Origin of the sequence: Paenibacillus sp. OK076 (assembly GCF_900110055.1) — a bacterium.
Classification (GTDB): Bacteria; Bacillota; Bacilli; order Paenibacillales; family Paenibacillaceae; genus Paenibacillus.
Genome location: NZ_FOCH01000001.1, coordinates 2,672,435 through 2,684,908 on the forward strand (window position 1 = coordinate 2,672,435; position 12,474 = coordinate 2,684,908).

General features: G+C 45.5%; 6 protein-coding genes. All 6 read right to left on the reverse strand.

Annotated features, from left to right (window positions below; genetic code table 11):
• Positions 1-6 precede the first annotated feature (6 nt).
• Entirely contained in the window at positions 7-1,575 is a 1,569-nt protein-coding gene (locus tag BMY78_RS11830) for a GH39 family glycosyl hydrolase (protein ID WP_090898458.1), read from the reverse strand.
• 60 nt (positions 1,576-1,635) lie between these two features.
• Positions 1,636-3,984, reverse strand: a complete 2,349-nt coding sequence (locus BMY78_RS11835) for a glycoside hydrolase family 95 protein (protein ID WP_090898460.1) — start codon at positions 3,982-3,984, stop codon at positions 1,636-1,638.
• 36 nt (positions 3,985-4,020) lie between these two features.
• Positions 4,021-7,065 (reverse strand): glycoside hydrolase family 2 TIM barrel-domain containing protein, encoded by a 3,045-nt coding sequence (locus tag BMY78_RS11840; RefSeq protein ID WP_090898463.1) that lies wholly within the window; start codon positions 7,063-7,065, stop codon positions 4,021-4,023.
• Between the two features lie 309 nt (positions 7,066-7,374).
• A complete protein-coding gene (locus BMY78_RS11845) occupies positions 7,375-8,979 on the reverse strand; it encodes a response regulator (protein ID WP_090898466.1) in 1,605 nt (534 codons plus the stop codon).
• A gap of 1 nt (position 8,980) precedes the next feature.
• Positions 8,981-10,741, reverse strand: a complete 1,761-nt coding sequence (locus BMY78_RS11850; protein WP_177185708.1) for a sensor histidine kinase — start codon at positions 10,739-10,741, stop codon at positions 8,981-8,983.
• A gap of 111 nt (positions 10,742-10,852) precedes the next feature.
• Positions 10,853-12,421, reverse strand: coding sequence for an extracellular solute-binding protein (locus BMY78_RS11855; RefSeq protein WP_090898473.1), 1,569 nt, complete (start codon positions 12,419-12,421; stop codon positions 10,853-10,855).
• Positions 12,422-12,474: the final 53 nt, after the last annotated feature.

The following is a 12,474-nucleotide window of genomic DNA, read 5'->3' on the forward strand; positions in this document are numbered from 1 at the left end:
TTGCCGTTACACCTCTTCGGACAATAAGGCAATAGCCCAAGGCCCGATGTTAAAATCGAGTGTTAGTCTACCATTGCTATCAGCCGTAAATTTCCTTTCGTTCAATTGATTTGCATAGGCAATCAGCTGTTCGGTCTGCTCTCTGCTCGGGGAATTTGGACTACCCATCTCATTCCACAACTGCACCGCAACGCCATGGTCGCGATCGACGGTTCTCAATACATATTGCCCCCCCGGAGTAACTTGCTCCACGACCAGATTGAACGTTTTGCTGCTGCCGAAGGACTGTGCTGTTTGCGCTACGGTCTGATCAGGATATACGGACATGGGTACCGTCCCTTTATAGTCTTCTGGATAATTGTAAAACAACCCGCGAAGTTCTCCTTTATCTGTGCGAGTAATCACCGTACCTTCATTTCGTGCAAGTTCATGCTCTCCAAGTTGATTCAGAAACGAATAGGCATGGAAAGTTGGTTTCGGTATACCTTGCAAGTTCAGCATTCCGAATCCGCCATGAAAAGCCGCCGGCCCTGCGCCAACTTCTTCAAAGACATCTGTGAATACCCAGTAAGACAAGGAGTCGATCAGGTCAGACACTTCGAGATTCGTCTTGACCACATACGCGGCTGCGGGCAAATAGTCATGACTACAATCTCGCGAAGAAGGACTGCTGCTCCATTCGGTGAGATGGATTTCGACATCTGGATAAGCGCTGCTTGCAATCACACGTTTCAGCCATTCAATATCGTCTTTAGTAGAACTGGCATGTCTGGATCTTCCTTGAAACTCACCGTGCCCATCCAGGGCAAAGTCTGTCGGGTATGGATGAGTTGATATAAAATCAATGGGCAGTTTCTTTCGCTCACAAAAAGCGAGGAATTCCTCAATCCATACCCCTTTCCATTCCAGCGAGTCTAAGTCTTCCGTTACCAGTGTTAAATGGGTGGAGATGTCTTCTAACTCACCATCAAACCTTGCATCCGGAACAAAATTGCTCGTAGCCGGTCCACCGACGCGAAGACGGTCATCGATAGCCTTGATTGCTGCGACAGACACTTGATACAACCTGAAATATTGCTCCTTCGTTCCATCCCAGAATGCACTCAGGTTCGGCTCGTTCCAGACCTCGAAGTACCAGTTCTTAACTTCCTCCAGACCATATCGCTGGGTCCAGTGTTCAACCAGTTTTGAGATTAATTTCGCCCATTTGGCATAATCATTCGGAGGTGAAACATTACCTTTCCACCAAAATTGGGTACGTTCCGTGGACGCCAGATCGTTTGGCATAAAGCCAAATTCAACAAAAGGACGTATCCCCAAGTCCAGCATCGCATCAAATAGTGCATCAACATACTGGAAATTGAACACTTCCTGTCCATCAACGATCTTGTATACATGCATATCATCGTGAAGCAAACCATGGAATCGTAAGTATCGGAATCCCCCATATTTCACTGCTTTGAACAAGTGGTTCTGCCAGTCTGCACGCAGTCCTTCATTGGCTCTGCCTGCCCCGACACAAGCTGACCATATATGATTTAATGGTTTGGATTCTCCCTGAAAATTAATATTCATCTATACCCCTCCGTTATCGATTCGTTCTCGTATTGTAATCATGCGTATCGGCCAGTGTAATCAGTTACGGTATCTACCGAACAGCTCATAAGTGTATCCTGCTTCCAGTTCCAACGTTATCTGCTCGCCGTTTGTGTTTATATCGTCGGAAAGGTTAGTACCAGCTCCCTGCTGTCGGATCTCGTTGATCTGCTGTGCCAGAATACTGGCCATCCCGGTCTGTGTAGCGGTAATGCAGGCAACTAGTCGTCCGTCTGCAAACCATTCGATATCCACGATATAGCCACCACGCGCTTTCAGCCCCTTTACTTTCCCTTCAGACCACGCCGGAGGCAGAGCCGGGAGAATCGACAACGTTCCGGTGTGACTTTGCAATAACGCTTCAGCAATACCTGCTGTCGCACCAAAATTGCCATCAATCTGGAATGGCGGATGATTATCCAGCAGATTCGGTAACGTAGAGTGTTTTAACAGAGATATCAGATTTTGATAGACTTGTTCTCCATCAAGCAACCGGGCCCAGAAATTAATCAACCATGCCCGGCTCCACCCGGTGTGACCTCCCCCGTTCTCCAGACGACGTTCGAGTGTTACACGTGCAGCACGACTAAGCTCTGGCGTATTCGTAGGTGTAATACGATTACCAGGATACAGGGCAAACAGATGGGACATATGGCGGTGTCCCGGTTCTGCTTCCTCGTAATCCTCCAGCCATTCCATGATCTGTCCATGCTTCCCGATCTCGATTCCGGGAAGGCGATCTCGAACCGAAACCAGCTGATTTCGGAACTCCTGATCCTTGTTCAATTGAATCGACGCCTCGATACAACCTGTAAATAACTCGTGTAGAATCTGGTTGTCCATGGCCGGACCATAACATAACGTCCCCTTTTCCCCACTCGGTAGCATGTAGGTGTTTTCTGGAGAAACAGACGGACTCGTCACCAGTCTCCCATCCGGAAGTTCACTCAGATAGTCGAGGAAAAAGACAGCAGACTCCTTCATCGTTTCATAAGCCCGTCCCAGAAATGGCAAATCGCCACTGTACAGATAATGCTCCCACATATGAAGACATAGCCAGGCCGCGCCCATCGGCCAGTGTGTAGCTGGCATATACGTATCCTGTGGAGCGGTGTCTGCCCAAATATCCGTATTATGATGGGCGACAAACCCTTCACATCCATACATGACTTTGGCCGTGTGTCGCCCAGGCTCTCGCATCCGTTCAATCAGATCGAACAGAGGTTCATGGCATTCAGACAGGTTGCATAATTCGGCTGGCCAATAGTTCATCTGGGTATTGATATTTATCGTATACTTACTATCCCATGGCGGCGTAAGATGTTCATTCCATATACCCTGCAAGTTGGCGGGCAATGATCCGGGCCGACTGCTCGCTACGAGAAGATAGCGACCGAATTGAAAATACAGACCCACCAACCCATGATCTGATTCACCAGCCTTTACACGTTCTAGTCGCGCGTTGGTAGGCAGATGCTCCAATTCCTTATTTACTGGACCTAACTGGAGTGACATCCGATGGTACAATGCCTGATAATCCTTCCGATGCCGTTCTTTCAATGTATCTATGGAATACCTGGCAAGCTGTTGCAGACGCGTATCACATTCCTCTAGCGGTTGATCGTAGCGAAATGATGTTGCCGCGGTAAGTGATATGAAGACTTCATCCGCGTTTCCCACCAGCAAAGTTTCCCCCAGAATCTGTACCGAACCTCCAACCGTCTGTACCTGTATGGCTGCCGCGTAGTCGACTCCGCCCCCGCCTGTACTTCCATGCATCGCCATAGAGTTGTCTCTTAGGCGAATCATTCCATCCATATGACGTTTGCGTACACCCCCGGACAGCTGCACATCCACATGGATGCTTCCTGGTTGATCAGCTGTCAGATGAATCATCATTGCATTGTCAGGATAACTAGTGAATATTTCCCGCCGATGTGATATTCCGTTTTGCATATAGGTTACCGCAACATGTCCTTCCTCCAGATTCAACTCACGGCGGTAAGACTGAGGTGCATTAATCTTCCCTGGCAATGGATTTCGAAAGGTTAACGTCAGGTCACCCAAAGGCAGATAGTGACGCTGGGATTCAGGAACTCCCGAAAGGGCAAGCAATGCAAGACGTTCAGCTTCCTGAAGATGCCCCTCCATAAGTAAGTCACGAATATTCCCCAGATGTGCAGCAGCATCCGGATTGTTCCGATCCGTAGCCCCGCCATACCATAAGCTGTCCTCATTCAATTGAATAACTTCCTTCGTGATGCCGCCATAGATCATTCCCCCCAACGTACCGTTACCAATGGGCAGACATTCGTTCCATTCTTTCGCTGGCTCGTCGAACCATATCGTAGATTGATTACTGTTAGCGTTTTCCTTGACCATGCTCATTTTCCAGCTCCTCTCCATATGCTGTGACTATCATGCCTATTCATCTTCTTTGAAGATCGGTTTCAGCCACAGTTCGAAGGTGAATTCTTTGTCATCCAACCGATAAACATCCAGCAATTGTGGCCCAACGGACGATGAACCCACGCCACTCATTTTATAATCCAGCTGAACGACCGTTTCCTGTCTCGGTTTAAGATCATACGTATGTGAAGCAGCAGCCAGATCTTCAGGTGTATAGTGTGATGCATTGAAAGAGAAGGGCTGGGAAGAAGCAAATATCATACCCATACCGAGCAAATTGGTAACCATCGCCCATTCCGTTCCAAAGCGAGACCCGTTCTCCTGTGGCATGACATAATCATCCTCGAAGAGATCATGTACGCGTGTAAGATATCTGCCTTTGCGTGCGCTCCGATGTTTATCCAGATAGCTTTCATGTGGTCCATACCCGTAATATTCAACTTCCTCATTCCCGGCAGGCATGATCCATTCTAGTCCGAACCTCGGCAGATAAGGGAAATTCTCACGTATATTCACACGGTTCTGCAATTGGATTACACCGTTGTGTTGCACATTCCAGATCGCTTCACCATGCAGAATGGGATACCGATCTGAAGCGCCTATAGCGTACTTTACGTTTAGGGACACACCGTTTTCCTTTTGCTCCCAGGTCGTTCCATATATTTTCGTTTTGGCACGGTCATACCCTTCTTCACGCCATTTGCCCAGAATATAGGTATCGTTATCAATCGGTGCGCGCCAAATGTGGAAACGAAGCGGTTCTGCAAGCATTTCCAGCCCTTCCCGTGTAATACTTGCAAATGCTCCTTGATCCAGATTAAATTCATACCGATATCCGTGACCTGTCATCACCAGAGTTCCTTGAACCTCTTCCGCGTGAATGTGGCGATAAGCGATTGCGGTGGCCGTAATCTGCTCCTGGACTCGGATAAGCGATTGAGTTTCATTCATTAGAAATTGGGCAAAAGCTACTTCATATCCCATGCTCGCCCATGCGGTCTCCCGATTGTTCCAAAAGGATAGAGTTAGCTCTGCCGCCTGACTTTTCAAGGCGGATAACACATACGGAAGCGAAATGTGCTGATCACACCCGGCTTCTGCTTCAAGCTGCCAGATTTGTCCCTGCTGCACAGTGACTCCACCCGATGTGATTTTCCAGTGTAGCCCGATATGGGACAAGTCTACAAAGTCATGACGATTCATAATGCTGAATAACCCCTGCGTCAGATCTATAGCTTCTACACGAATTGGAGCATGAATCTGCTTCAGCTCGATCAAACCCGAGTGTGGCTTTCGATCTGGCGAGACCAGGCCATCAATACAGAAGTTGCTATCATGGGGCGAATCTCCGAAATCCCCGCCATAGGCATAGTAGGACTGACCGTCCACTGTCTTGGAAGCAATTCCGTGATCTGACCATTCCCATATACATCCTCCCATGAGCTGCGGGTGTGCATAGATGAGATCCCAATAATCCCCCAAATCCCCGCAACTGTTTCCCATGGCATGGCTGTATTCACATAAAAACAACGGCTTATGGTTGTTCTTGTCTTCTACATAATTGCGTACTTCATCGTAGGTAAAGTACATCTTGCTCTCAACGTCCAGCAATTGGGTATTTGGATGTCCTCCAAATTGCGAAGCGGTTCCCTCGTAATGCACTAGTCTGGATTCATCCCGGCTTTGAATCCATTCAGCCATGGCAATATGATTGTCGTGGTAGCCTGACTCATTGCCCAAGGACCACATGATGACGGAGGCGTGATTCTTGTCTCGCTCTACCATGCGAATCGCACGTTCCAGGAACGCTTCCTTCCAGACTGGATCGGCAGAAAATTGTTGGTAACAGCCATTTTTGAAGTTCCCTGCCTGCCCAATGCCGTGGCACTCCAGATCTGCCTCATCAATGACATACATACCAAATTCGTTGCACAACTCCAAAAAACGCGGGTCATTGGGATAGTGAGCTGTCCGAATCGTGTTGATATTGTATTGCTTCATTAACTTGATATCTTCAATCATGGCTTCCATTGGAATGGTTTGTCCCAGCAATGGGTGGGAATCATGCCGATTTACACCCTTCAGCTTGATTGCCTTGCCATTGATGCGAAATACCCCTTCATGCACATCTACCGTTCGAAAACCTATAGAAGAGAGCAGTACTTCATCCCCTGCTGTTAAATATAGATCGTACAATACTGGATTCTCTGCACTCCACATGCCAGGTTTTTCAACGTCCAGTTTCAATGTGCCCTTGTCTTCAATCACACCCTCAGCTGTTGCAATTTGCTTTCCTGAAGCATCTTTGAGTTCAGCCTTTACGTTCAAACGGCCTGTTGTTTTAATCTCCGACACCAGTGTGACCAGATTACCCCCTGCCGTAAATTGCTGTTTATGAAATACATCACGCATATGGGCTTTATCTCGTGCCAACAGATATACATCCCGATATATTCCTGAATACCGCCACATATCCTGATCTTCAATGTAAGTTCCATCGCACCACTTGAGTACCATCAAAGCCATGCGATTGGATCCAGGCTGAAGATAGGTTGACAGATTAAATTCTGCTGGTATTCGGCTGCCTTGACTGTATCCTACATATTGACCGTTGACCCAGAGATAGAAACAGGAATTCACGCCTTCAAATACGACATATCGTTCTTTGGCATCCCATTCCGATGGCACCTCGAAATCCCTTACATATAACCCTGCAGGATTGTCGTCGGGTACGAATGGCGGATCACACGAAATCGGATAGTTATAGTTAATATACTGAAGCTGATCGTATCCGTTTACTTGCCAACAGGAGGGGACTATTAGATTGTCCCACCCGCTAGCATCATAGCTCTTTTGATAGAAAGCTTCATGGATCTGAGCTACACTCGCATGGTACTCAAATTTCCATTGGCCGTTCAACGTCTGGAAATAGGGTGACTTGCCCCTCTTTCGTGTCTTGGCACTCACAGCATCATGATATGGAATGTAGTAGGCTCTTGCTGCCTCCCGATTTACGTGTAGAGTGGTTGGATCCTCCCAATGTTTTGTAATGTCCAGCATATCAACATTCCTCTCTATATGTTCTATGGGATCAACTAGCAATTTCACTTTTTAGAAAAAAGTAAAGCGTTTTCAATAAAATTTTATAAATGCTTGAGCTAAACTAGGGTATCTCAGCATTTTGCATCTTTCACTTCCTCGCAAAACCTTATCTATGTGTATCCTATATATTTTCCGGTGGCAAGAGAAGCCAAAATCCACTTGCAATGGTACCCAAAAACAACTGAATTTCAAAAAAAGGCAGAACGCCAAGAGTTTGAACTTCTCCCTAGCGTTCTGCCTTTTGATGATAATGTATGATTCCACTGATTAATTTTGATATTGCTTCTTAAACTCGGAAGGCGTCATGCCTACTTTTTTCTTAAAGACGTCGCTGAAGTAGGAGCGTTCATCATAACCAACCTCCATGGCAACTTCCTGAAGCGTCATTCCCTGTAAAATCAAAATTTTTGCCTTCTCAATTCGTTCTTGCACCACAAATTGCAATACCGATTGGTTGGTTACTTTTTTGAACAGGTTGGAGTAATAGCTGGTACTTAGATGTACCTGTTTGGCATAATCCGCTACGGATGCATTCAGGTGCAGATGTTCTCGAATATAGGCGATAGATTCATTAATGACCACATGTGCAGTTTCTTTCTGCTTCTTGCCTATGTTCTCACAATACATATGACAGATTTCGGCCACGATGGACTGTAACTCTGTCAGTGAATCTGTATCATATGTCAGCTTATGAATCTTGCGATCGAAGAAATGTGGTTCTACAAACTCCAGATCTTCGTTGATGGCATTACGAACGTTGACCATTAACTCAATCCAGAACATTTTGACTTTATCGGGTGTAGGCATGGCTTGACTGTCTTTCCATTCACTAAAAATGCCATCCAGTACCTCATTAATTTTGCTCGTAGCCCCGGAACGAAGCAAGTAGACCAACTCACGTTCTTTTTCCGACGAAAATTTCACATAGGTCGCGTGATTCTCCGCATAGATTGGATAAGCGAATACACTGTTACCTCCAGTGTAGAAGTTATAGGACAAGGCATACATGGCCTGCTGATACGTGATGGGTAATTCATGAATATGCTCCACCTTGGTGCCGACGCCAATGGATATAGAATAACGCGTGTATCTCTCCACATTCTCTCGGCAGGCTTCAGCGATTTTCAGCATTTCCTCATTGTCAGCATCCGCACGATCGTTCACAATACATACGAACCGGTTAATATCGTCCCTGAACACAACGGCCCCGGTAAATGTACGAATCGTCTCCTCCAAAATATTCTGTAATGAGAATCGCTGTAATTCAACATCACTTACACCGGCCTTATTCGTGTAATAATTATCCATCTCCACGGTAAATACCGTGAAATAATGGTCATTCATGTTGACGTTCAGAAAATCCCACTTCTCCTTCACCGTTTCCGGATGGGAAGAATAACGCACCAGTAGATTCAAGTACTCCTGCCTTAGCAAGGGCATACTTTCGCGCAATTTCCGTTCCACATCCATGAGATGATGACGACTTTCTTTTTCTTTTTCCAGCTGTGCCGTGGCTCTGCATATCGTTTCCAACAGCTCATCCGGTGTAAAAGGCTTTAAGATATAATCAAACCCGCCAAGATTGAGTACCTGTTGCGCGTAGCTAAAGTCCGAATATCCACTAATAAAAATAAGTTTCGCACCGGATTGTTTCGCCTGCTCAATCATTTCAATGCCACTCAGTTTCGGCATCCGGATATCTGTAACGATAATATCGGGTTGTTTCTCTTGAATGAGCTTTAATCCATCGAGACCATCATACGCGGTACCCACCACTTCTATGGCATAATCGTCCCAAGGCAAGTCATGTGCAATCCCATCAACGACAGCAGGAATATCATCCACAATGACCAATGAAAATGTGTGCTTCATCTTAAGATGCCCCCTCGATTTCAAGTGGAATGAGAATTTCGATGCTAGTTTGTATATATGGTGTACTGGTTACATTGAATTCTGCTCTGCTTCCATAGTACAAGGAAAGCCGTTTACCAATATTTCTGAGAGCAAACCCTTCACAATCCGACACATCAAAATGCGGATTATCTGCCTCATGCTCCTGAACGTCGAAGCCTTGACCATTATCAATCACTTTCATCTGCAGGAACTTATTGACTACCTTAACCCTGATATGAATCTGTCCCTCATTTCGATAGTCTTTGAAACCATGCAGGATGCTGTTTTCTACCAACGGTTGCAACAACAATTTTAGCGTGGAAAGCTGCTTAATCTCCTCATCACATTCAATCGTGTATTCAAATAGGCTCGCATAACATAGCTTTTGAATCTTCAAATACTGGGTTACATGCTCCAGCTCCTTCCCCACCGTTGTAAGCTCTTCCCCATTGTTCAATCCCACACGGAACAGAGCCGATAAGGACATAATCATCTCTCGGACTTCTTCCTGTTTGTTGGAGTGAGATTTCCACAGGATGGTATTTAACGTATTATACAAAAAATGCGGATTCATCTGAGCCTGCAACGCCTTCATTTCGGCGATTCGTTCGGCATGTTGTGCATCCATTCGCTCCCTAGTAAGAAGTTCAATCTGATCCAGCATGCTGTTAAACCTGAAGCCGACGTGTGTGAACTCATCTTTGTATTCGCCTTGAAAACGAACGGACCAATCGTTATGCTCGACCTTTTTCATGACGGATTGTAACTGATTTAATGGACGCAGCAGTAAACTTGTTAATTTTCGTGATACCAGCAATGCCAATAGACCGAATATAACGATGACACTGATCGTGACGAGTTGAATCAAACGTACATCTCTCAAAAGCACATTTCTTTCAGTAAGGTGTACAATTAACCAGTTATCCGGAAAAGCCACCGTGGAATAATTGACCAGATAGCGAATATGGTTGACCGTATATTCAAAATGTCCCTTATTATCCTTCAATCGGCTTCTGAAATCAGCGTCGGCAGCCAGTTGACTGGAGAGGGAATCGGCTTCAAATGCAAGTTTTCCATTCTCGGTAAATACAACAGGAATGGCATCTCCACTGTTCTTGAGCAAGTACTCCTTCAAGGCACTCTCACTTACATCAACGACAATATGTGTATCTGCCGGTGCATTCTGTACGATAGGCACAAACATCAGACTGAGCACGTTCTGACCAGTTCTAAACAGATCATCCGGATGTGATTCCACCCATCCTGCAAGATGCCCCTTTTCTAAAAAAGGATATACGTTGCTCTCTGAGAAAGGAATTCCCCCAGTTCGATTATCTGGGTTAGAAAAGTACTCGCCAACAGGAGTGTTAATCAAGATGGACGTGATGCCCGGCTCAATGAGCTTCATTTGAAAAATAGGCGTTTGTAGTGACTGATTCAACTTGAAATGATCATAATAGCTGAGTTCACCGCCCTTTGCCGTTCTCTTGAGCAACTGATTAAACTGATCGCTGGACATAAAAGTTAGAATGGCAAGGCGAATTTTGCGCAGTTTTTCCTCCAAAGATTGCGCTGATTTATCGATAATCCCTTGATTAAGGGAATACGATTTGTTCTCCAGTACCCGGGAGGCAATAAGATATGATGTTCCTCCGCAGACAACTACAGCAACCATCGTAAACAAAATTAGTGATAATTGTATGCGCTCTCGGAATGTAGTTGAATATAGCCATTTTTTCATATTCATTCTCCCGATGATCAATAATTCATAGTATACCGTACTAACCGCATAAGAATATATAGCAATAGAGAAGCCGTTTGGCTTCTCCATTGCTGCTACACTGTTATGTCACTATTGGATACTTAGGTAACGAGCGTAAGCATCATTGTAGATTTGGATGTATTCTTCTACACCAAGATTTTTCAGTTGAGTTTTGTATGCCTCGAATCCGGCCTCCACATTTTCACCACCCATGACCCAGGTCTGCGCTTTCTCTGCAAAATACGTATCAATCTGGCCTTTCAACGCATCTAGACGTTTTTGCTCCTCTTTTGTGAAGTTCAATGTTGGCAGTACATAATCATCAGAGATGATGTTTTTATCCTGGTATTCCTTAATGCCTTTCAAAGCAATTTCATTCGTCCATTGTTCTTCATAAGAGAAGTCCTGCCATGCCCCCATTTTCGGCAATTGCGCGCCAAAGGCTTCTACCAAGTAGCCATTAACCGCCGGTTGGCTTAAGACTTCCTCTGTAAATTTCGGTTTGCCATTAACCATGGTGTAGGACTCGCCTTCAATCCCGAAGTTGAACAATCGACGTCCTTCTTCACTCCACCAAAAGTCAAAATATTTTACTGCATCTTCGATATGCTTGCTTTGTGCCGTAACGCCCCAACCGAAGCCACTAAGCTGAGCACGTTTGCCTACTTCATACACTTTGCCGGAAGTACTTGCAGGCGGAGCAAACGGGATAAAGTTGAGATCTGGAACATCTTTGCTCAGAGATTGGTTAAAGTTAGCTGTACTCGCAAACCAGTCATGTGTGGAACCCGCAGTGTTGTTGCCCAACAAGACCTCTCGTGCTTTAGAACGAGTATAGATTTCTTTGTCGATCAAGCCTTCCTTATACCACTTAGCGATGTTCTCGATTCCTGTTTTGAATTGGTCCTCATAAGGACCATATACGATTTTTCCATCTTTAATATAGAAAGAATGATAAGCATCCCATAAAGGAAGCAAGCTGTATACCCCAACAACGTTATCACGTTGCATGAAAGGCACTTCATCTTTTTTGCCATTGCCGTTCGGGTCCTGGTCACGGAAGGCTTTTAAGACTTCATAATATTCATCTACTGTCTTTGGCATATCCAGATTCAACTTGTCCAGCCAATCCTGACGAATAAACCAACCTGTGGAAGCGCTACCATCTGCGACAAAAGGAATGGCATATATATTTCCATCGGCAGCAGTAATCGTTTTTCTCACTTCTTCGTGTTCATCAAGAAACTTCTTGAAGTTCGGCGCCAATTTATCGATATAATCATTCAGTGGTTCCAAAGCACCTTCGGCTCCAATGGAGTTCAGATCCGCCGTATAATAACTCACAATATCCGGCAATGTACCGGAAGCCAGCATCAGGTTATAGGCCTGCTTCTCCTCCCCGCCAGCAGAAGCCACGTTGTTCAAAGTTACCCCGGTCAGTTCAGCTGCCTTTTTCAGGACAGGTGAGTCCATCTTGACTACACCCGCTTCATCAAAATAGAAGATGCTCAGATTCGCTGTTTCCTTACCTTCAGTGCCCTTGGATGAAGTCTGTGTATTGTTCGTGGTATTACTCGCAGTATTGCTCGAACTACACGCTCCGAGTACAGTCGCACTCACTAACAGAGATGCCAATAATAAAGACGCTTTTCTTTTCACACAAATGCCCCCTCTGTGATAGTAAACCTTCTATATCAAAATGAAGTCTTGTT

Bases quoted from the DNA above. Each gene is read 5' to 3' on its own strand.
- BMY78_RS11830 (WP_090898458.1), bottom strand. From the start codon at position 1,575: ATGAATATTAATTTTCAGGGAGAATCCAAACCATTAAATCATATATGG.
- BMY78_RS11835 (WP_090898460.1), bottom strand. From the start codon at position 3,984: ATGAGCATGGTCAAGGAAAACGCTAACAGTAATCAATCTACGATATGG.
- BMY78_RS11840 (WP_090898463.1), bottom strand. From the start codon at position 7,065: ATGCTGGACATTACAAAACATTGGGAGGATCCAACCACTCTACACGTA.
- BMY78_RS11845 (WP_090898466.1), bottom strand. From the start codon at position 8,979: ATGAAGCACACATTTTCATTGGTCATTGTGGATGATATTCCTGCTGTC.
- BMY78_RS11850 (WP_177185708.1), bottom strand. From the start codon at position 10,741: ATGAAAAAATGGCTATATTCAACTACATTCCGAGAGCGCATACAATTA.